The 21,317-nt window shown below is 64.6% G+C and carries 20 protein-coding genes and 1 pseudogene; 10 read left to right on the top strand and 11 right to left on the bottom strand.

Going from position 1 to position 21,317, the window contains the following annotated elements; all coding sequences use genetic code 11:
- Positions 1 to 100: 100 nt before the first annotated feature.
- The 4 genes from M3I53_RS34620 to M3I53_RS34605 all read right to left on the bottom strand — a co-directional run bounded on the left by M3I53_RS34620 (position 101) and on the right by M3I53_RS34605 (position 5,894).
- Positions 101 to 907, bottom strand: coding sequence for an oxidoreductase (locus M3I53_RS34620; protein ID WP_254320281.1), 807 nt, complete (start codon positions 905 to 907; stop codon positions 101 to 103).
- 33 nt (positions 908 to 940) lie between these two features.
- Entirely contained in the window at positions 941 to 4,081 is a 3,141-nt protein-coding gene (locus M3I53_RS34615) for an efflux RND transporter permease subunit (RefSeq protein ID WP_254320280.1), read from the bottom strand.
- Positions 4,078 to 5,193: an efflux RND transporter periplasmic adaptor subunit gene (locus M3I53_RS34610; protein WP_254320279.1), complete on the bottom strand. Its 1,116-nt coding sequence runs from the start codon at positions 5,191 to 5,193 to the stop codon at positions 4,078 to 4,080. The genes M3I53_RS34615 and M3I53_RS34610 overlap by 4 nt, the downstream gene beginning before the upstream one ends.
- A gap of 83 nt (positions 5,194 to 5,276) precedes the next feature.
- Positions 5,277 to 5,894 (bottom strand): TetR/AcrR family transcriptional regulator, encoded by a 618-nt coding sequence (locus M3I53_RS34605; RefSeq protein ID WP_254320278.1) that lies wholly within the window; start codon positions 5,892 to 5,894, stop codon positions 5,277 to 5,279.
- Between the two features lie 77 nt (positions 5,895 to 5,971).
- Here M3I53_RS34605 and M3I53_RS34600 point away from each other — a divergent pair, with 77 nt between their 5' ends.
- From M3I53_RS34600 to M3I53_RS34590, 3 genes and pseudogenes are all read left to right on the top strand, one after another.
- Entirely contained in the window at positions 5,972 to 7,432 is a 1,461-nt protein-coding gene (locus M3I53_RS34600; protein WP_254320277.1) for an efflux transporter outer membrane subunit, read from the top strand.
- 218 nt (positions 7,433 to 7,650) lie between these two features.
- Positions 7,651 to 7,812, top strand: a pseudogene (locus M3I53_RS34595) (dienelactone hydrolase); the annotation flags it as partial.
- Positions 7,813 to 8,056: 244 nt separating this feature from the next.
- Positions 8,057 to 8,875, top strand: coding sequence for a sulfotransferase (locus M3I53_RS34590; protein WP_254320276.1), 819 nt, complete (start codon positions 8,057 to 8,059; stop codon positions 8,873 to 8,875).
- Between the two features lie 51 nt (positions 8,876 to 8,926).
- Here the strand turns inward: M3I53_RS34590 and M3I53_RS38340 are convergent, their stop codons facing one another.
- Entirely contained in the window at positions 8,927 to 9,298 is a 372-nt protein-coding gene (locus M3I53_RS38340; protein WP_309249568.1) for a helix-turn-helix domain-containing protein, read from the bottom strand.
- A 189-nt stretch (positions 9,299 to 9,487) separates the two neighbouring features.
- Here M3I53_RS38340 and M3I53_RS34575 point away from each other — a divergent pair, with 189 nt between their 5' ends.
- Positions 9,488 to 10,480 carry a hypothetical protein gene (locus M3I53_RS34575; RefSeq protein ID WP_254320275.1) on the top strand — a complete coding sequence of 331 codons (993 nt, stop codon included), beginning with the start codon at positions 9,488 to 9,490 and terminating at the stop codon, positions 10,478 to 10,480.
- Positions 10,481 to 10,487: 7 nt separating this feature from the next.
- Here the strand turns inward: M3I53_RS34575 and M3I53_RS34570 are convergent, their stop codons facing one another.
- From M3I53_RS34570 to M3I53_RS34555, 4 genes are all read right to left on the bottom strand, one after another.
- Positions 10,488 to 10,685 (bottom strand): hypothetical protein, encoded by a 198-nt coding sequence (locus tag M3I53_RS34570; protein WP_254320274.1) that lies wholly within the window; start codon positions 10,683 to 10,685, stop codon positions 10,488 to 10,490.
- 161 nt (positions 10,686 to 10,846) lie between these two features.
- A complete protein-coding gene (locus M3I53_RS34565; RefSeq protein WP_254320273.1) occupies positions 10,847 to 11,350 on the bottom strand; it encodes a hypothetical protein in 504 nt (167 codons plus the stop codon).
- A 202-nt stretch (positions 11,351 to 11,552) separates the two neighbouring features.
- Positions 11,553 to 13,034 (bottom strand): carbohydrate porin, encoded by a 1,482-nt coding sequence (locus M3I53_RS34560; protein ID WP_254320272.1) that lies wholly within the window; start codon positions 13,032 to 13,034, stop codon positions 11,553 to 11,555.
- A 98-nt stretch (positions 13,035 to 13,132) separates the two neighbouring features.
- Complete coding sequence (locus M3I53_RS34555; protein ID WP_254320271.1) at positions 13,133 to 13,495, bottom strand: hypothetical protein; 363 nt, start codon at positions 13,493 to 13,495, stop codon at positions 13,133 to 13,135.
- Between the two features lie 893 nt (positions 13,496 to 14,388).
- On the opposite strand from M3I53_RS34555, the gene M3I53_RS34550 reads away from it, so the two are divergent.
- The 5 genes from M3I53_RS34550 (at position 14,389) to M3I53_RS34530 (ending at position 18,760) form a co-directional block, all read left to right on the top strand.
- Positions 14,389 to 14,529, top strand: a complete 141-nt coding sequence (locus M3I53_RS34550) for a hypothetical protein (RefSeq protein WP_254320270.1) — start codon at positions 14,389 to 14,391, stop codon at positions 14,527 to 14,529.
- Between the two features lie 200 nt (positions 14,530 to 14,729).
- Positions 14,730 to 16,034, top strand: a complete 1,305-nt coding sequence (locus M3I53_RS34545; protein WP_375542624.1) for an AAA-associated domain-containing protein — start codon at positions 14,730 to 14,732, stop codon at positions 16,032 to 16,034.
- 239 nt (positions 16,035 to 16,273) lie between these two features.
- Positions 16,274 to 17,050 (top strand): DUF4118 domain-containing protein, encoded by a 777-nt coding sequence (locus M3I53_RS34540; protein ID WP_254320268.1) that lies wholly within the window; start codon positions 16,274 to 16,276, stop codon positions 17,048 to 17,050.
- 16 nt (positions 17,051 to 17,066) lie between these two features.
- The gene (locus tag M3I53_RS34535) at positions 17,067 to 17,972 is read left to right on the top strand and encodes a carboxylesterase (RefSeq protein WP_254320301.1); all 906 of its coding nucleotides are present in this window, start codon (positions 17,067 to 17,069) and stop codon (positions 17,970 to 17,972) included.
- A gap of 14 nt (positions 17,973 to 17,986) precedes the next feature.
- On the top strand, positions 17,987 to 18,760 hold the full coding sequence (locus M3I53_RS34530) for a MipA/OmpV family protein (protein WP_254320300.1): 774 nt from the start codon (positions 17,987 to 17,989) through the stop codon (positions 18,758 to 18,760).
- A gap of 24 nt (positions 18,761 to 18,784) precedes the next feature.
- Here M3I53_RS34530 and M3I53_RS34525 read toward each other — a convergent pair whose 3' ends face one another.
- Positions 18,785 to 20,017 carry an FAD-binding oxidoreductase gene (locus M3I53_RS34525; RefSeq protein ID WP_254320267.1) on the bottom strand — a complete coding sequence of 411 codons (1,233 nt, stop codon included), beginning with the start codon at positions 20,015 to 20,017 and terminating at the stop codon, positions 18,785 to 18,787.
- 165 nt (positions 20,018 to 20,182) lie between these two features.
- Between M3I53_RS34525 and M3I53_RS38745 the strand changes: the two genes are divergently transcribed.
- Positions 20,183 to 20,401, top strand: coding sequence for a hypothetical protein (locus M3I53_RS38745; RefSeq protein ID WP_375542623.1), 219 nt, complete (start codon positions 20,183 to 20,185; stop codon positions 20,399 to 20,401).
- Positions 20,402 to 20,434: 33 nt separating this feature from the next.
- Here M3I53_RS38745 and hutU read toward each other — a convergent pair.
- A partial coding sequence (gene hutU / locus M3I53_RS34515; protein WP_254320266.1) for a urocanate hydratase occupies positions 20,435 to 21,317 on the bottom strand: 883 nt, incomplete at its 5' end.

Here is a 21,317-nt window from a genome sequence, read left to right as displayed (position 1 = left end):
TGAACACGGGCGCATGTTCTCGCGCCCGGTCCTTTGCACTGCAAACTAAGCGAAGCAGCCGATGTATATCGTGTCACGATGATCGGCGCGCGGGAATATTTCACGCGAGTCCGAATGTTTTCCTCAAGCTTGAATCGACGGGCCCGGAGGGCATGAAGCGCCGCAATTTGCTCAACAGAGAGGCCTCACCCGCCGGGGTGCGACGCATGCGCCAGCTCCCAAGCGCCGCTTCGACAATCGTGTTCGCTACGCCGTCGGGCGCGGGCGCGCCTTTGACACTGTTGACGACTGCGCTCGATGCAAGGCTACGCTCGCGATCATAGGCGGCGATTTTCAAGCTTGCCAGAGGGGCGTTGGTGTCCAGGTTGGTCCTGGTAAAGGACGGTTCGACCAGCGTTGCGCGTATGCCGAACTGGCGCACCTCATGGTCCAGGGTCTCGGTCAGCCCTTCGACGGCATGCTTGGACGCCGAATAGAGACCCATGTAGGGGGCGGGAAGGAAGCCAAGCACCGAACTGACATTGACGATCCTTCCGCCACGCTGTTCCCGCATATGAGGGAGTACCGCCTGCGTCGTGCGCAGGATGCTGAATACATTGGTATCGAATAGCGACACGGCCTCGCCAGCCGAAGTTTCCTCCACGGCACCGATCAGGCTCATTCCCGCATTATTGACGAGCACATCGATTCGCCCGGCGAGTTCGATGACGGACTGGATTGCGGCCCGGACCGATGCATCGTCGCGAACGTCCATCTCGACGAGCTCGACGCCGGAGATAGGCACCGCTGTTGCGATGCTGCGCACGGTACCCAATACGCGGCAACCCCGGCCGGCAAACTTCTCGGCGGTGGCGCGTCCGATACCCGATGACACCCCGGTCACAACGACAACGGCGGATTTCGACATGAACAGCTCCCTTCAAGTGAAATTGATGATGTTTTAAGTGCGCGCGTTGAGCGCGTCCTGCGTCATCGGTTCTGAATGCGATGACTGGGGATCCCGGCTCCTGTGCGAATCCGCGGGGTGGCCGGGCCTGATCTTGAACCAGATGGAATACATCGCCGGCAGGAACACCAGCGTGAGAATCGTCCCGGCGAACGTACCGCCGATCAGCGTGTAGGCGAGCGTTCCCCAGAACACCGAGTGGGTCAGCGGGATGAAGGCGAGGACCGCCGCCATGGCCGTCAGGATCACCGGGCGGGCGCGCTGCACGGTGGCTTCGACGACCGCATGGAACGGATCCAGCCCGGCATGTTCGTTCTGATGGATCTGCCCGATCAGGATCAGCGTGTTGCGCATCAGGATGCCCGACAGCGCGATGAGGCCGACCAGCGCGTTGATGCCGAACGGCTGCCGGAACAGGATCAACGTCGGCACTACGCCGATCAGGCCGAGCGGACTCGTCAGGAACACCATCACCATCGCGGAAATCGAGCGAACCTGGAGGATGATGATGACCAGCGTGATCGCCAGCATGATCGGGAACAGCGGCAACATGGCGGTCGTCGCCTTGGCCGATTCCTCGATGGAGCCCGCCTGCTCGATGCGATAGCCGCTGGGCAGCTTAGCGATGACCGGCTGAAGCTGCCCGGTGATGGCCGTCGATACGTCCGGTGGCTGCAGGTTGTCGGCAATGTCGCCGCGTACCGTGATCGTCGGCACGCGGTCGCGCCAGCGCATGACCGGCTCCTCCATGCGCACGTCGACGTTGCCCACCTGCGACAGCGGAATGCGCTGCCCGTTGGCCCCGGCCAGCGTGAAGTCGCCGAGCCGGGCCGGGTCGAGACGCACATCGCCGGCCGAACGCGCGATGACCTGCACGGTTCGAATATCCTCACGCACGGCGGTGACGGGCACGCCGGTGAGCAGGAACTGCAGTTGTTGCGCGACGGCGCTGGAGGTGAGCCCCACCGCCTGCAGACGGTCCTGCTGCAACGTGAAGTGCAGCGTGGGCGAGCGCGTGCCCCAGTCGGGGTTGACCGTGCGCATCATCGGACTCGCCTCCATCACCTGCTGAACTTCAGCCGCGATTGCGCGCAGCTTGTCCGGGTCCGGGCCGGTGACGCGATAGGCGACGGGGAACGGCGAATACGGCCCAAACACGAGTTGCGTGACCCGCACGCGCGCTTCCGGGGCGAGACCGTCGGCGATGGCCTGACGCAGTCGCTGCTTCAACGCGTCGCGCTCGTCCTGGCTGTCCGTGCGGACCACGATCTTGGCGAACGACGGATCGGGCAATTCCGGCCCCATGGCCAGGTAAAAGCGCGGCGCACCTTGCCCGACGTAAGCTGTGACGATTTTGGCTTCCTTCTGTTTTGCCAGCCACGCCTCCACCTTTTCGGTCGCGGCGCTGGTTTGGGAAATGGAGGTGCCATAGGGCATCTGCACCTCGACCAGCACTTCAGGACGATCGGAGATCGGGAAGAACTGCTTCTTGACCACGCCCATCCCGAGGATGGCCAAGGCGAAGAGGCCGACGACCGAACCGGCGACCAGCCATTTGCGCGCGATGACACGCGTGAGCAGCTGACGGAAGCGGTTGTAGCGGGGCGTGTCGTAGATCGCGTCGTGGCCGCCTTCGACCTTCTTGAAATCGGGCAGCATCTTCACGCCCAGGTAGGGCGTGAAAACCACGGCGACGACCCACGATGCGATCAGCGCGATGCCGACGATCCAGAACATGTTGCTCGTGTATTCGCCGGCGGTGGACCGTGCAAAGCCGTTGGGCATAAAGCCGACCGCCGTAACCAGCGTGCCCGAGAGCATCGGCGCGGCGGTGTGGCTCCAGGCATAGGCGGAGGCGGCCACGCGGCTGTAGCCTTCTTCCATCTTCACCACCATCATTTCGATGGCGATGATCGCGTCGTCGACGAGCAGGCCCAGCGCCAGGATCAACGATCCCAGGGTGATGCGGTCGAAGTTCTTGCCAGTCGCGGCCATGACCACGAACACGATGGCCAGCGTCAACGGCACGGCGGCGGCCACCACCAGGCCCGCGCGCCAGCCCATGCTCACGAAGCTTACGAGCATGACCACCAGCAGCGCGGCAAAAAACTTGAGCATGAACTCGTCGACCGCAGAATGAATGTTGACGGCCTGATCGGTGACCTTGGTCAGGCTCATTCCCAGCGGCAGCCCGGCGTTGATTGCGCCGACCTCGCTGTCCAGTGCCTTGCCGAGATCGAGCCCGTTCCAGCCGTCGCGCATCACGATGCCGAGCAGCAAGGCCGGTTCGCCGTTGTTGCGGATCATGAATGTCGCCGGATCTTCATAACCGCGCTCGACAGTGGCAATGTCCGACAGCTTCAGCGTGCGACCTTGCACGACCACGGGCGTATCGCGGATCTTCTGCAGCTTGTCAAAGGCGCCGTCCAGGCGGATCAACACTTCCGGTCCTTTGGTCTCCACGGAGCCGGCTGGCGTCAGGGCGTTCTGGCCATTGAGCGCGGCGAACACGTCCTGCGGGCTGACACCGAGCGTTGCCAGCCGGTCATGCGAGAACTGGACGTAGATGCGCTCGGCCTGCTCGCCGATGATGTCGACCTTCTTCACGCCCGGCACGTGCAGCAACCGCTGGCGCAGCGACTCCGCATCGCGCACGAGCCGGCGTTGCGGTTCGCCCCTGGCTTTGAGCGCAAAGAGTGCGAAGGTGACGTCCGCGTATTCGTCGTTGACCATCGGCCCGATCACGCCAGCCGGGAGGTTGGCGGCTTCGTCGCCGATTTTTTTCCGGGCCTGGTAGAACTCCTCCTGCACCTCCGACGGTGGAGTGCTGTCGAGCAATGTCAGCGTTGTGAAGGCGAGGCCGGGCCGCGTGTAGGTCTCGGTCCGGTCGTACCAGCGCAGCTCCTGCATGCGCTTTTCGATTTTCTCCGCCACCTGATCGTGCATCTCCTGCGCGGTGGCGCCAGGCCACGCGGTGATGATGGTCATCACCTTGATGGTGAACGCCGGGTCTTCCGCGCGACCCAGCTTGAAGAACGACAGGAGTCCGGCCAGCGAAATCAGGCAGATCAGGAACAGGGTGATGGAGCGCTCGCGCACGGCGAGCGCCGACAGGTTGAATCGGCCTTCGCTCACGGACGTGCTCCTTCGTTCGCCACTACGACGGCCTGGCCGGACATCCGGACCGGTTCGCCTTCGCGCAGCAACTGGGCACCTAGCGCGACGACGCGCTCGCCCTGTTTCAACGTACCGGAGACGCGAGCGCTGTCGTCGTCCAGGTGAAGGACCGTGACCGGCCGCCATGCAACCCTGGCCGGCTCGCCGTTGACGACCCACACGCCGGGCCCTTTGCCCGCATCGAGCACCGCGCCGATCGGCACCTGCAAGCCGCCCTGGAGCGCCACGCGAGCGTCCGGTATCTCGATCGTGACGGTTGCTCCCAGCGGCGCGTCGGCCAGCGCACCCTGCAGGACATAACGGGCTTCGAAGGTGCGCGTGCGTGGATCCGCGGTATCCGAGAGCTGGCGCAGCGTGGCTGGCACGCTCACGCCGCTGTTGCCGAACAGGGTGGCCTGGGCAACCGAACCGATGGCGGGGCGCAGGGTTTCCGGTAACTGGATGACAGCCTCGCGCCGCCCGGCGTGGGCCAGGCGCACCACGGCTTGTCCGGCGCTGACGACCTGGCCCGGCTCGGCCAGCGTTTCCATCACGACGCCATCCCCGTCCGCCACCAGCTCGGCATAGCCCGTCGCGTTGCGCGCCACGTCGGCGTCTGCCTCGGCCGCGCTGAGCTGCGCTCTGGCCGCATCGGCGGCCGCCTTGGCCTGGTCGTAGGCCGAAGCCGATATCGCACCCGTACCCCGCAGGTCGCGATAGCGCTCCTCATCCTGCGCGGTCTGCTGCGCTCGCGCCCGAGCAGCCGTGACCGCCTCCTGCCGGGCTTGGGCGGCAAGCTTGAGATCGATGGGGTCGACGCGCATCAGCAGCTGGCCGCGTTTGACGGTTTGCCCGGCATCCACCAGCCGCTCCAGCACCTTGCCGGAGACGCGAAATCCCAGGTCGCTTTGCACGCGTGCGGCGACGGTTCCGGTAAACGAACGGGACGCGGGGATCGCGGCCTCGGCGATGGCGGTGCGCACCAGGGGCGACTCGGTGCGCGGATCGGAAGGCGCTTTGTCGCCGCAGGCGGCTAGCGCAAGTGGCAGTGCATAGACGACTGCAGAGGTAGCGAGGCGACGCCGGAGCATGAAAGTCCCAGTGATGGAGGAATCGGGGCTTTCATTGTGGTTCTTGTGACCAATTTAGTCAATGGTCACACAAGAAATTTCCATCAAGGCGACAGACTGCGCAGTACGAGGCTGGACAGTTGCGCAGGCGCGACCTTCGTGTAATCGAAGCTGTACTGCAGGAGCATGGGGTTCAGGTAGGGGCGCATGACCAGATAGATCGCCATCGCGGTCTCATCGAGCGGTGTTTTGCGCTCGAAGTCCCCGCTCTGCCGACCCTCCTGCAGGATGTCCTGAAGCAGCTTCTGGACGCGCGCCTCATACGAAACCACGGCCTGCCAGTTCTCCGTGGCCGCTGATGCTGCAATCTCGTAGAGCTTGCGGTCCTGGAAAAACAGACGAAGGCTCGCCTCGGTGAAGACGCTGAACATTCGCCGCAACTTCTCCGGCGGCAGATCGGTCTGGGCGACGGCCGCCCTGACCTCGGTTTCGATCTCGTGCAGGCAGTTCGCGCAAATCATCTCGCCAATGGCCTGCTTGGACTCGAAGAACTTGTAGATATACGCCTTGGAAAACCCGATTGCCCTGGCGAGATCGGAGACCGTCGTTTTCTCGTAGCCATACCGGCTGAAGTGCTCGGTGGCGGCGGCAACGATCTGATCTCGTACCTCGTGGTCAGCGGGGCCGCGGGTCGTGATGGGAGGAGTGGTGGCGTTTTTCATGGGGATAAGCATACAACAATAGACAACCAGTGACCGTTTGGTATTATGGTCACCACAATAACCCTGCGAAGACGCTCATGCTACCCAATCACATGCTTGCCGCGATCATCGTTGCCGGCCTCTCGACAGCCTGCGCCGTGGGCCCTAATTACGTCCGGCCCAATGTAGCCATGCCCGGGCTGTTCCAGGGCCAGGACGCAGTGGATCAACGGCACACGGTGGCCAGTTCTGACCTCGTCACGTGGTGGACAGGTTTCGGCGATCCGCAACTCACACGATTCGTCGCGCTCGCGCTGGAACAGAACCTGGACCTCGCGCAGGCCGCCGCGCGCGTCTCGCAAGCGCGCGCAGGACTCGGGGCAGCGAATGCCGCACTGCTGCCTTCAGGCAATGTCAGCGGCCAGGCGGCGCGAGTCTACCAATCTGTCGAAACGCCCTTGGGTCGGGTCCTGAATACGACGCCCGGATTCGACCGCTACGGCAACGACTACGAGGCCAATTTCAGCGCGAGCTGGGAACTCGATGTGTTCGGGGGCCTGCGTCGCGGGCGGGAAGCGGCACTTGCCGAGTATCAGGCTTCGGAAGCCGGCGCGGTGGCCACGCGCCTGGCTGTGGCAGCGCAGACTGCCGATATTTACATCACGATTCGCGGATTGCAGGCTCGTCTGAACGTTGCCCGGCGGCAGGTGCAAACGCAACAGGACCTGCTCTCGACCATCAAGCTTCTGTACGGAAAAGGACTGGCGGCCGATCTTCAGGTGCGCCAGGCCGAGGGTGCGCTGGCCCAGGTGCAGGCATCCGTCCCTGTCCTGGAGACGACACTGGATGCGGCCATGAACGCACTGGATGTGATGCTGGGCTCACAGCCCGGCACGCATCAGGCCGAGCTGGTCGATGCTGGCGACATCCCGGCCGCCCCGCGGATCGCGGGCGCGGGCACGCCGGGAGAGTTGCTCAGGCGCCGACCCGATCTGATCGTGGCCGAGCGTCGCCTGGCTGCGTCGAACGCGCGTATCGGCGTGGCCATCGCCGAGTATTACCCGAAATTCTCGCTGAGTGGACTGATCGGGAGCGCAACGTCAATGGCCGCGGGCAATCTGTTCACCAGCGGCGCCAGTCAGGCGGCCGGGGTGCTGGGGCTGCGCTGGCGTCTGTTCGATTTCGGCCGCATCAACGCTCAAATCGCGCAGGCCAGGGGGGAGGACGCCGAAATGTTGGCCGCGTATAGGCTTGCCGCACTGCATGCAACGGAAGATGTGGAAAATGCCTTTTCAGCACTCGTCAAGCGGGAAGAAGAGACCGCGGTGCTTACCCAAGGAGTGAACTCACTTGGTCGGGCTCGAGCCGCTTCGTTTTCGGCATATCAAAAAGGTGTCGTCAGCCTGATTGAAGTCCTGCAGGCCGACGAAAATTTGCTGCGCGCATCCGACGAGCGGGTGCAGGCGCAAACGGAATCGGCGCGTGCAGCCGTCGCTGCCTTCAGGGCACTTGGCGGTGGTTGGCAGCCCGGCGATCCCGAGGCCGTGGCAAGCCGGTAGACATTCACGCGTTGATTCGTCCGCCACCACTGCATGCGCGGACAGTGCCTGGACAGGCGCAAACTGCTGTTTTCCCTTCAGCACGGGGAGCGGCGGCTGGGGGCCTGCTGCAGACGTTCCGATCGAGGCGCCGGACGGCCATCACGCGCCCGTCCGAGACGCCAGTTAGCTGGACTATCGAAAGCCCACCCTCCTCCGGCGAGCGGTCGCTCGCGGTGCATCCCGGCGATTCGTTCGCCGATCCGAGCCGCTCGGGCGATCTGTCCGTGTTCGTCGAGCGGCCGACCGATATCAAACGCCTGATCGACTACATGCTGGGCGCCGCGCCCGACGCCGCGAAAATCGACCCGCAGCGCGTCGGTTTCTTTGGCTTTTCGAGACAGTGCCCGAGATTTGCGTGGATGAGCAAGGTTTCGACCGGGTCGTCTTTCACAAGCAGTTCGATGCAAGCGTGCTCGCGTTCTTCCAGGCGAATCTGCGCTAGCTCTCACGCTGCCCGGCAGCTCGGCCGCCGCAACCGCTTTGTCGCCCTGGCCATCGCGGCGTCAGTTTCGCGCCAGCATCGGCAGGTAAGATCGGTGCAAACGAAGCAATGGCGCAGGACGCAACAGGGGAGAGGGCAGAATGCATTCTTTTCCGCTATTCATTGTCGGCGCACCCCGCTCGGGAACGACGTTTCTCTGCTCCGTTCTCAATGCGCACCCGCACATCCAGCTAACCAATGAATGCCGAATTTTCGCGCTGGTCAAGGAAATGCTGGATGTGGACAGCCAGCGCCCCGATTTGCTCGGCGCGGCTTGCCGTGATCGCTTCAACGCTTATAGCCGCCGCACGCTTGGCGCCTGGGTCGAGCGCTTCTATCGCGAAGACCTCGACATGTCGGCGCGGATCTGGGGCGACAAGCATCCCCCTTACGCCGACCCGACGATTCTTTCCGGGCGTATCGGCGCAATCGAGCGCTTGCCACGCTCCGGGTCGTGCCTGAGGCTCATCCACGAACTGCTGCCCAACGCGCGCTTCATCCATCTTCATCGCGATCCTGGCTGGGTCGCCAATTCGCTGGTGCGCAAGCACTGGATCGGGTCCGTCAACGACGGCGTGCGCGTATGGGGCCAGTATGTGACCGAGATCATCGACTTCTTCGCTGAAATCCCCCAGGAGCAGACGCTGACGATCGGCTATCGCAATCTCATCGAGGATGCGGACACGACGATCGCAAGCATCAGCCGCTTTCTGGGCCTCGCGGACCCTTCGCCGATCCGCGATTTTCTGCACGCCCAGCGCAGCGCGCCAACGCCGTTCAGCGATCCGGTGACCGACATTGCCGATCTCTATGTCGTGCCGCCTACGCCGACGACGGACAACGCGCTCCTCGCGCTCGCCGAAAAGGCGGCGACGCAACTCGGCTATTCGGCATCGGAAATTTCTTCGGAATCCAGATGATCTGAGCAGAGCAGAGCCGCGCCACGTCTGCGCGGTTTCGCCTGGTATCCCCTACTCGCCTTCGCCGCCCTCGATGTTCTTTTCATCGGCCACCTCGATGCCATAGCGCTTGAGCTTCGCATAGAGCAACTGGCGATTCACGTTCAGCCGGCGCGCCGCGTCGGTCCGGTTGTCGTTGCTGTGCGCAAGCGCGCGCCGTACCGGCATTTCCTCCAGGCGCGCAAGCGCGGAAGGCAGGTCTTCGTCGGGCCAGTCGATCACAGGGTCGATGCCCGAGCGCTCGCCTTCGAGAAATGCGAGGTCGGTGGCGTGTACATACTCGCCGCGCACCATCACCGCAATCATCCGGCGCAATCGCCGCATTGATCTGACCCCCGAGGCGCTGCGCCCGCTCGACAGCCTGAGCCGCGTGTTCGACGTCATCGAGTCGGCCTGCACCGACCGACATCAGGCAGAGCCGCCTGGCTGCATTCCGGCAGTGGTTGATGGCGCAAGCGTCGCCGGGGTGAGCGCTTGCGTTCGGCGGCATACCCAGGGGGTTTCCCACCGCTTGAATGTCATCAGCCGCGTAGTACGATGAAGTCATCGAAAAAGAGAATTAGAGGTCCCTCCATGGACACGACCGCACGGCACGCGACGGCCATCGCATTGCTTGCAACGGGCTGCGCAATCTCGGCAGCGTCACACGCCTACAGCAAGGAGGAAGACGCCTCGGCGCAGGACCGCGAAGTCCAGGCGGCCTATGACCGGGGTTACAAGGCAGCCAGGGAGGAGATGGCGCAGGCGGCGGCTCCGGCCGCTACGCCCGCGAAGAAGGCCGCCGGCGCGGCGGCGCAGAAGCCCATTCTCGACATCAAGCACACGTATAGCGACGCAGGCGAAGTCTCGACGGTCATGACCGTGCCGGTCGTGGTCAAGCCGCTCGGGGATGGGCAAGGCGCGCAAAGCGAACAAGGCGCGCAGGAGACGCAAGAGGCGCAAGACGTCCAGGATTCCACCGCAGCGGCAGCGCCGGCTCCCGAGCAGACGAACGCACGCCCCACCGTTGCGAAAGCCGCCAACGCAGCGCCGGCTGCGGCCGCCCGGCAGCCGCAATCGCAGCCGCACGTCTACGCGCAGGCGAGTGCGAACCATCGCGCCGTTGCGGCAACGCCGCCCGCGCAGGACGACCTCGCGCCGCCGGAGTCGCTGGCGAACGACGAAGCCGTCGATGAACCGGAGCCGCCGCGCTCCGCGCAGATCTATTCGACGCAGGGCCAAGGTTACGCCCAGCCCTACTACCAAGCGGCGCAGCCACGGACCCAGCAACAGGTCCCGCCGCAGGCCCAGCAATACGCGCCGCCGCCCCAGCCGTATGGCTATGCGCAGCAGCCGGCGTATGCACAGCAGCGGCCGGCCTACGCGCAGCCGCCCGCCAATGCGCAGCAGCAACCGGTGTATGCGCAGCAATACGCCCAGCAGCAATATCCGCAGCAGCAGCCCATGTACGCGCAGCCCCGGCCCGCTTACTATCCGCCGCCCGCACCGTGGGGCGCGCAGTACCAGCAACCGCCAGCGCGCTGGGTCTACTGGTCGCCGCAATACGGGCGGTGGATGTATTACTGAGCGCCGGTTACCAGCGCGCGTCGTTCATCTGGCAGGTGAGCAGGCAACCCAAGGCGGAGATCGTACCGACCGAGCCGATACCAAAACCCAAGGCAATATTTTCTGCGGTCGTCGCGCAGCCCTGCAGCACCAGCGTGGAGCTGAGCAGCACGGGGAGCAGGAGCTGCCCCAGGATGCGCGAACAGGTTGGGCGTCGTTGTGACATGGGGCGAGGGTCCGGGGAGGATTTTTTGCGGTAGTTGAGCTTGTCAGCTTACTGACTCGCCTCATTCGCATTCCCGGGAGCAACGTGTCACAACGGTAATGCCTTACCAATTACCTCGCGGCGGTAAGGAAGTGGAAGGCGGGGGATTTTCGCCTGGCCCGTTAGAACCCATGCCGCGCGCTAATCGCCGCACCCGTGTCATGCGAGCGCGACAGCGGAAGATGCGCATCGGCAGAAAGATCCCAGTCGCCGACCGTGACAAGCGGCGGCGTTTGCGGGTGGAGTGCCTGGTTGGGGATCCCATTGCTGTCGACCTGGGCGCCCGGCGTGCGCGGCCCGTTGGTGCCCGGATCGAGCGTGGCGTCGCTATCGTCCGGAATGCCAGGCGTCGCGGCGGTGGTTTTCGCCAGATGCGCGTCGTACTGCCGTTCAAACGGCGACTGGTATTCGAAGCGCTTCGCGATTGCGGGCAAAGAGATGGATGGCGCCGGCGGCACAGGCGCGGTCGCAACGGCGTGTTTCGGGGCGTGGCCCCTCGCGTCCTTCTGGACGTGCTTCTGGACAGGCTTCTGGGTGTGCGTCGCCTTGGCGGGTTCGGCCGCCGAGACGCTGGCAAGCGCCAGCAGAGAGACACCCAAAAGCCATCCCTGGGTCGGATGCTTCATGGAACGAAATCTGCGTCTGAAAACTGGTGCCGCATCGAATAGCTGCGCAGCACTTGCCACTGGAGTCTAGATCAATAAGAAGTCCGACCAATCGGGGTCTTCCCTCGTATTTCGCTCGCATCTTCACGCAGACCACGCAACGCTTCGTCATCCTGCACGCTCCTGCCGCCGCCAATCCGGCGGCGGAAGCGGCATTCTCCAGTCAGAATGCGACCGTCGTGCGCACGCCGAACACCGCCTCGTCGCCAATACGCCGCGACGCGTTCTGCGGGTCCGGAATGCCGCCGGCCGGCCGGAAGAAGTACTGAAAGTCCGCCTGCAATTGCCACCATGGCGCGATCTGATACTGGTACGTCGCTTCCAGAACCGTCTCAGCGCTGCGCGACGGGTAGCCGGGCGTTGAGACCGCCTGCGCGCTCGCGTAGTCCTGCGCATGCGAGCCGATGTGTGCGTAGCCGACGGCCAGGCCGGCCACGTCGTTGTCGCGCCCCTTGAACGGCGCCTTGAGCGTCACGCCCGCATTGACTCCGAGGTCGACCAGGTTGCGGTCGCCGGGCGCGCCCATTACGCGCGCGAACACGCCCACCGACTGCGGACTGTCGGCGCTCGGACGCCAGACCATCTGGTCCGCCACGGCATAGATGCTGTAATTGCCCCGATGGCTAACCGGACCGCCCACGCCCGTCGCGCCCGTCGCCGGATCGGTGAAACGGTTGCTGTTGTACCAGAAGCCAAGCTTGTAGGTGCCGGGCATGCCACTTGGTTTGGCATCCGAACCATTAGCCGGCGGCTGATTGATTGCGTATTGAATTTCGCCGATTACCAGCGCGCCATTGCCCAGATTGAAATTCGTGCCGCTCGCGTTGAGCTTTTGCGGGTCGCCATCGCCCGGCGCCGGGTTGCCGTCGAATATGCCGCCGAGCACGGTGATCGCGTCCGTAGGCGTGGCGCGCACGCGCACGCCGAGCGACGAAAGCGGATACGCAGGGCCGCCCGCAGGCAGATCGACGGACGGCAGCACCGACCAGCCGAACGTCGCGTTCATGAACGTATTCGCATACTGACTGACCATGAACTCCTGGTCGAGGCTTTGCTGACCGAGCTTCACGTCGACCTTGCCGCCGGGGAGTGTCTGCTGGTACCACAACTCCCACAGGCGGGTCGAGGCATCGGCCTCGATGCCGCTCGCGTTCTGCAGCGTTTGCAGGTTGCGCGCAGTCAAGCTAGTGCCGTGAATCTGGAAGCCGGACACATTGAAGATGCCGCCAGGCAAGCCGAACGCTTTTTGCGTGTCCATGCCGAGGCTGAACTCGGTCACACCTTGATAGGCGCCGCCGCGACTCGTTCCGCCGCTCACGTTGCCCATGTACTCGCTGGTCTCCTGCAGGCCGAACGACAAGCCGTACTGGGCGAGCCAGGGCCGCAAGCCGCCCATATCGCCGAAGAGGTTCGAGCGTTCCCAAAGGCCCGTGGGCGCGGCAGCGTTCTGATCGGCAGCGGGCGCCTGCTGCTGATCCGCCGCGCCGGATGGCGAAGCAGGAGCAGCAGGCGAAGCCGGTTGAGCGGGCGCACTATCGCCGCTGCTCTGCGCGAAGGCGGCGGGCACGACGCCCAGCGAGAGGACCGCGCTGAGGGTAATAGGTGCGCCAGAACCGAGCAGCCTGCTCTTGAGGATGTTTTTCATAGTATTTGTGGGGCTTTGGTAAGGTGCGGACGAGGCCGCTATTCAACGCAGAGCGTGCCTGCGAAGCTTGATGAAACTGTGTCCGGAGCGCAGGTTTTCTACGCGAAGCGCGAACGCGGCCATAAAGGACGCTCCGGCTCGCAGGCGCAGGCGCACGCGCACAGCAGCGAAACCAGAGTTGCCGCCGCCAAGGTCGCGCCGAGCAGCACGTAACCCGTGGGCGTGAGCGGATGTCCCGCGTGGACGGTGCGCAGCGCGCCGCGCGCCGCCATGTGCGCGGCGCGGCGTGCGAGGTGCAGTGAACGGCGCCGCACGCCGGCGGGCGTGGCGCGAACCGCTGCTGCGAAAGCGAAGCCGTGCAGGCAGGCGAGCACCGCTGCGGCCACGCGCATCCGGGCGCGACGGCAGACAGCCCGCAACACGCGCGGCAGAAAGACAGGAAAGAGAAAGACGAACATCATCCCTCCGCGTTGTCCGCTTCAGAAGCGGACCAAATGCGAATGCGTAGCCATCTCGGCAAGCAAGCTTGCAAATGGCGATCGACAAGAGGGAGCGTGCTGTTGGGAGACTGGTCGCAAAGGCGACTGAGACCAGTCAGTCACGAAGCGCGCTAACCCGGCGTAAGCGAGTTAGCGGCGAAGGAATGGACCTGCGGCGGCTATCTCGCGGTGGTGCTGCCGGCGCTGGCCGGCATCGGACTTCCACTACTAGAACATGCGTCCACGGAGGACTCCTTTGCTATGACGGGGCGGATTGTATTGGGCACGCAGACAAAAAGGCAAGTAAAAAAAGCATAAATGCGAGGTCAGCCAGCAACATCCCCGCAGACCCCCGTTTCTTTCAATCGCGTTGCTTCAAACCTTCAGAATTGAATATCTGCTCTGCTTAGCAATTTTGGTTGACTTGGTGTTTTTACCGAGACTAGAATTCGCCCGTCTTCTCAATGGGGCCGATGCCTTGGACAGTAGCAGTAGTCGATCTTCCAATAGTTTCGCTGCCTGACCGGCAGGACATCCGCTGCCCTTCCCGAGCCGCCGTCCTGCCAGTAGGCAGACGGTGCGCGCCGTAGCAGTCTTCCCTCGTGCACCCCAAACCATAGCGCCATGCCGGCGCGGGCTTCGCTCGCATACGCATTGGCGCGACCTCGCGAGCGCTTGCGCCCGCGCCCGCCGTTTGCCTGCGCCCCGCATGAACAGGAGCCGAAATGCCTGACAGTGACAGTTGCCCGTACCGCTTGCCTTCGAACTCGTCCGAGAAAAGCACGTAGACCCCTGCGGACCGCGCCGACTGCGCGGCGACCGAACGTCTGCGGGCTTTGCACTCGTCCATCACGCCAGACGTCCGGAGAAACATCATGATTTTCGGTCTGCTTTTGTCGCATCTGCCTCATGTCAACGAGGGGCGCTCGCACTACGAAGCGCTGCTGTCGCTCGAACCGGTTCGCCGCCACCCATGGAAAGACCTGTGGCGCCGCATCAAGTCCCGGGTTTCCTAAGTTCTGCCAAACTCCGGTCACGAAGATTCGCCATCGTTGAACAAACGAGGCGCTCCCTGATCGTGGCCGTGAGTTGAACATTTCCTTTCACGCCCTTTTCGTTTCCCCATGAATCGGCTGTTGTACGCGTATGCCGAGTCCCGTCTTCGCCTTGATTGAGTATCGATCCCATGCAAAACCTCAAAACGATCACTCCCGAAATGGCACAGACGCGGTCCCGCACCGGCCAGGAAGTGATGTGCGTCCAGCACGTCTGCCGCGGCTTCGGCAAGAACCCGAGCGAGCAACTGGTGCTCGATGACGTGGACGTCACGCTGCGCGAAGGCGAGATCGTCGGCTTGCTGGGCCGCTCGGGCTCCGGCAAGTCCACTCTGCTGCGCATCATCGCCGGCCTGATTCCCCCCACCAGCGGCGACGTGAACTACCTCGGCAAGCCGCTGCGCGGTCCGGCCGAAGGCGTCGCGATGGTGTTCCAGACCTTCGCGCTGTTCCCGTGGCTCACGGTGCTGGAAAACGTCGAGGCCGGCCTGGAGGCGATCGGCGTTGGCCCGCACGAGCGGCGCAAGCGCGCGCTCGCCGCCATCGACCTGATCGGTCTGGACGGCTTCGAAAACGCCTATCCGCGCGAGCTTTCGGGCGGCATGCGCCAGCGTGTGGGCTTTGCGCGCGCGCTCGTGGTCGATCCCACGCTGATGCTGATGGACGAGCCCTTCTCCGCGCTCGACGTGCTCACGGCCGAAACGCTGCGTACCGACCTGCTCGATCTGTGGACACAAGGCCGCCTGCCGATCAAATCGGTGCTGATCGTCACGCACAACATCGAGGAAGCGGTATTCATGTGCGACCGCATTCTCGTGTTGTCGTCGAACCCGGGCCGCGTGGTGGCCGAGATTCCGGTGCCGTTCAAGCACCCGCGCAATCGTCTCGACCCGGCGTTCCGCACGCTCGTAGACGACATCTACGCGAAGATGACCGCGCGGCAGCCGGGCGGCCCGGCGAAACCCGAACTCGAACCGGGCAGTTGGCTGCCGGGCATGTCCGTCAACCTGATGGCGGGCCTGATCGAAACGCTGGCCGCCGCGCCCTACAACGGCCGCGCCGACATGCCGGAAATCGCGCGAGCGCTCCAACTGGAGGTCGACGAGCTCTTCCCGGTCGCGGAAATGCTGCAGTATCTCGGCTTTGCGGAGGTCAGCGAAGGCGACGTGGTTCTCACGCACGCGGGCAAGACCTTCAACGAATTCAGTACGCAGGAGCGCAAGCTGATGTTCGCCGAACATTTGCTGCGCAACGTGCCGCTGGCCGCGCGGATCAAAACGGTGCTCAACGAGCGCCCCGGACATCGCGCCCCGCGGGTGCGCTTCGAGCAGGAACTGGAGGACCTGCTTGCCGACGACGCCGCAGAGGAAACGCTCGACACCGTGATTGCCTGGGGCCGCTACGCCGAGATCTTTTCGTATAACGACAAGACCGGAATCTTCAGCCTGGCCGATGTCGAATCCTGACGGCTGAATCCCGCTAAGGTCTCCTGGGGGCCTGGTATCGCCAATCCGACGTTTGTAAACGGTGGTAATATTCGGGACACGCAAAAATCGTCAGGGCTGACGGTGACCGGCTGGTCACCGCTGCTCAGTTTTGCCGTTCCTGTCGAATTCCTTGCACTGCTTACAACTAAAGCGTCAGCGATTGCCCATGCGCAATACGCGCGCGACGGCCCGTCACGCGGCGGGCGACCCGGGAAACCATGAAAGTCCGTAACGCCCGCCTCTGGGCGCCAAGAGGCCCGCGCCGGTGGTGCATTGCCGCTGGAGCGCTCGTGCTCGCGAGCGCCATCCGCCTCGCACTGCATCCCCTGCTCGGCCCGATGATGCCGGGCACGACGTTCTGTATTGCCGCTTCGCTGGTCGAATACTTCCTCGGCCTCGCGCCTGCGCTGACCGTGATGGCGCTAGGTCTCGGCATTGCGGACTATATGTTCGTGCCTCCCTACAATTACATTACGTTCCTCGACACCCACGATGTGATCCTGATGGTGTCGTATCCGCTCGTCACGGTGATCGTGATCACGCTGATCGAGCGTCTGCGGCGCGAGCAGTTTCGCGCGCAGTTGATCACCTCGGTCGCGCAGTCCCGCTACGAAATGCTGCTTCGTCACGACAACGAGCGCGCGCTGGCGCGCCGCGCCGTCGACGAAACGCATCGCCTGCTGCGCCATCTCGCGCAGCATCACGAAGGCTTTATCCTCATCAAGGGGCTCGAGCGCAATGCCGCCCAGCGCGCAAGCGTGGGACAGAGCATGTCGCAGGCGCTGCCGGCTGCCGCCGAAGTCGCGCCCGGCCCGCTCTTCGACGCGCTGCATCCCGACGACGTGCAGCGCCTCACGCACGCACTGTCGCCGGGCCATCATCGCGTGCGTCTGCGCAGCGAGCAGCCCAGGCGCGAGTACCGGCACGTCAATTGCAACTGCGAACGCTTTACCACTCACGCGGGAGATTTTCTCGTGCTGCGCACGGAGAGCTGACATGGCGACGCTCGAGATGGAACTGGCCGCTGCCGAAGCGCCAGCCGTGCAATCCACGCGTTTTTTCTGCGAAGGCGACGGCCACGCCGTGCTCATGCTTCACGGACTCTCCAGCTCGCCGATGGAGCTGCGCTATCTTGCGCGCTATCTGCAGGGCGAAGGGTTCACGGTATGCGCGCCCGTCATCGACGGTTATAGCGCCGGCACGGGCCAGCTGCCGATGGAACAATGGATCGAAAGCGCCGCGCGCGAGTTCGACGCCCTGGCGGCACGCTACGAGCGCGTCTCGATCTGCGGGCTGTCGATCGGCGGCGCGCTTGCGCTGCGCCTGGTTCGCGAGCGCCCCGCCGCGCAGTCGCTGGTACTGCTCTCGCTCACGCTCGCCTACGACGGCTGGGCGATCCCGTGGTATCGCTTTCTGCTCGATTGGGCGTACTTCACGCCGCTGCGCCACCGCTACCGCTACCGCGAGGCCGAACCGTTCGGCGTGCGTAACGAAGCGCTGCGCAAGAAGATCGCGCGCGCCATGCAGCGCAGCGACTTCAGCGAGGTCGGCCCTTCGACGATTGCACTGCCCGCGCTGCATCAGGCGGCGCGCCTCGCGCGCGCAGCCCGTAAGGACGTCGCCGCGATCGAGAACGACACGCTCGTGATCCACGCGATCGACGACGAAACATCGAGCCCGCGCAATCCGCGCCACGTGATCGACCGCATCGGCTCGAACTTCCTGCGCACGCTGTGGCTCGACGATTCGTATCACATGATCACATCGGACAACGAACGCGAGATCGTTGCGCGCGAAACGGCCCTGTTCCTGCGCGAGAGCGAAGTCGCGCGCGGCGCGAAAGACGCGCCGGTGGTCTCCAAGGCGCTCGCCCGGCGTCTGCGCCAACTGGCGGCAGTGGGAAGGAAAAATACGTGAAGCGATCCGTAGCAATGAAAGGGCTGGCGTGCGTCGCCGTGCTGACCCTGGCCTCGCACGCGTGGGCCGATACCGATACGTCCAGTACCGCAACAACCGACTCGCCGTGGAAGGTCTCGATCGGACCGGGCGCCTATTTCGCGCCCGAGTATCCGGGCGCGCGCCACATGAAGTTCTACCCGTTCCCGTCGCTCGATATCTCGTACCGCGACCGTTTCTTCTCGCAAGGCCCGGATGTGCTGGGCGTGAACGTGATTTCAGCGGAGAACTACCATGTAGGCGCTTCGCTGAGCTTCGACTTCCAGTCGCGCACCGTGTCGGACGACCCGCATCTGCACGGCCTGAGCAATGTCGACGACGGTCCGAAGCTGCGCCTCTTCGCCGATTACACGCTGTGGGCGTTCACCGGCGCCGTTGCCATGTATCAGGACATCAGCGGCCACGGGCAAGGTACGACGGCAACGGCGGACCTCTATGTGTCGCTGCCGCTGACGGGCTGGCTGTTTTCGGTCGGACCGGGCCTCACGTGGGCCAACGGCGTCTACACGCGCACGCTGTTCGGTGTGACGCCGGATGAGAGTGCGGCATCCGGTTTGCCGGCGTATTCACCGGGCGCGGGCATTCGCGATCTGCACATGACGTTCTACATGACGCATGACTTTTCGAAGCACTGGGTCGGTTCGGTGAACGCGACGTTCGGACGCCTTCAGCATTACGCCGCCGACAGCCCGATCACCGAGAGCCGCCGCGAAATCACGGCTTTCGCGGGGCTCAACTACCGGTTCTAAACATGCGCGCCGGTGCGCGCCGCGTCAGAACCGCTCGGCGCGGAATGGCCTGGGGTCCACCACGGTAGGCGCGCCCGTCATCAGTTCCGCGATCAGGCGGCCCGTGACCGGGCCGAGCGTGAGGCCGTGGTGCGCGTGGCCGAAAGCGAACCAGAGGTCGTCGTGCTTCGGCGCGGGCCCGATGATCGGCATCATGTCGGGCGTGCAGGGCCGGCGGCCCAGCCAGGGCTCGGCATCGAGCCGTGCGCCGAGCGGGAAGATATCGCGCGCAAGTGGCTCCGCCGCTTCGAGCTGGACGGGCGTTTTGGGCGAATCACGAAAGCCGAGTTCGACGCCGGTCGTGAGGCGCGTGCCGCGCACCATGGGCGTAATCAGGAAGCCCGCTTCGGCGTCGAGCACCGGCTGGTTCAGCTTCGCGCCATTCGTAAGCGCGTAATGCATGTGATAGCCGCGTTTCACGGCGAGCGGCAATTCGTAACCCAGCCGCGCCGTGAGGTCGCCCGACCACGGCCCCATGGCGATGACCGCCGACTTCGCCAGCACCGGACCATCCTGTGTCATGACGCGCCACGACGGTTCGAGCGTAGCGGCGTCGCCAATCAGCACGCGGCCGCCGAGCTGCTCGAAGAGCTTCGCGTAGGCCGTTACCAATCCATTCGGATCGCTAACCGAATCGGAATCGGTGTAGCGCACGCCGCCCACCAGCGTGGAACTGAGCGCAGGCTCGGTGGCGCGCAGCGCCGCGGCATCGAGCGCCTCGTGGCCCACGCCGTACTCGCGCTGCCAGCGTTGCGCCTCGGCCAGCGTGGCGTCCATGGCGGCGGCGCTGCGAAACACCTTCATCCAGCCGTTGGTGCGTAACAGCGCCTGTGCGCCCGCCGCCTCGATCAGCGCGCGATGCTCGCTCACGCAATGCTCGATGAGCGTGGAATACGCGCGCGCGATTTCGGCGTGCCGGTCAGCGCGCGAATGGTGCCAGTAACGATAGAGAAACGGCAGCAGTTTGGGCATCGCCCCCGGGTGATAGCGCACGTCCGTCGAGCGGTTGGGCGCGTAGCGCAGCAGCGTGGAAAGCTCGCGCGGAAAAGCATACGGATAGACGCCCTCGCGCTGGATCAATCCCCCGTTGCCGTGCGATGTTTCATTGCCCGGCGCCCTGCGGTCCACCAGCGCGACCGAGAGGCCGCGACGCTGCAGCTGCAAGGCCACCGACACGCCGACGATACCGCCGCCAAGCACGACCGAATCGAATTTCATCACACAATGTTCCTGGCTCTAAGGCGCTCAGGCGAGCGCGGTGACGGCCACTTCGACGTCGAGGCCCGGACGCATCAGCAAGGCACGAGATCGGGTCGCGGGCGACGCCTATGAGGATACGCCAAAAACGCCGTTTCCAGCGCCTGTGAGACGGCGAGCCTCTTCATGTCGCCGCGGAACGGGTTCACGATCGATCACGTCGTAACGCGCGAACGCGCTCTGAAAACGCTGGTAGATGCGGCGTTTGACCGGCTTGCGCCGATGCGCGGACGCATCCATGCCCGCACGATGGACGCGTTTCCCGATTACATCCGCCACAGCGGCGAGGAGTTTCTGTTCCTGCTGCGCGGTGAGCCGGAACTGAGCGAGCGCTCGCAAGCGTGACGCCGCCGCGTTTGAACGGCTGCGTCACATCGCTCATCGGCCGAGCATCGGCAGCTTGAGACCCGCCTCGCGCGCGGTTTGCTGTGCGAGTTCGTAGCCGGCATCCGCGTGACGCATCACGCCCGTGGCCGGATCGTTGTGCAGCACGCGGCCCAGACGCTCATGCGCCGCCTGCGTGCCGTCCGCGACGATCACCACGCCCGAGTGCTGCGAGAAGCCCATGCCCACGCCGCCGCCGTGATGCAGCGAGACCCACGACGCGCCGCCCGCCGTGTTCAGCAGCGCATTGAGCAGCGGCCAGTCGCTTACCGCGTCCGAGCCGTCCTTCATCGATTCCGTTTCGCGGTTCGGGCTCGCCACAGAGCCGGTGTCGAGGTGGTCGCGGCCGATCACGACCGGCGCCTTCAGCTCGCCGTTCTTGACCATCTCGTTGAACGCCTGGCCGAGACGATAGCGATCCTTCACGCCCACCCAGCAGATACGCGCCGGCAACCCCTGGAACGCGATGCGCTCACGCGCCATGTCGAGCCAGTTGTGCAGGTGCGGATCGTCGGGGATCAGTTCCTTGACCTTGGCATCGGTCTTGTAGATGTCCTCGGGGTCGCCCGAGAGCGCCACCCAGCGGAACGGGCCCTTGCCCTCGCAGAACAGCGGACGGATATACGCCGGCACGAAGCCCGGAAAATCGAAGGCGTTTTCCACGCCCATTTCGAGCGCCATCTGGCGGATGTTGTTGCCGTAGTCGAGCGTGGCCGCGCCGCGCTCCTGCAGCGTGAGCATCGCGCGCACCTGGTGGGCCATCGATTCCTTCGCCACCTTCACGATGCTTTCCGGCGCGACCTTCTGCGCCTCGCGCCACTGCTCCACGGTCCAGCCCTGCGGCAGGTAACCGTTGATCGGGTCGTGCGCGCTCGTC

Source organism: Paraburkholderia sp. CNPSo 3272 (assembly GCF_024206495.1).
Classification (GTDB): Bacteria; Pseudomonadota; Gammaproteobacteria; order Burkholderiales; family Burkholderiaceae; genus Paraburkholderia.
This window is presented reverse-complemented; position numbering and strand designations above follow the sequence as displayed.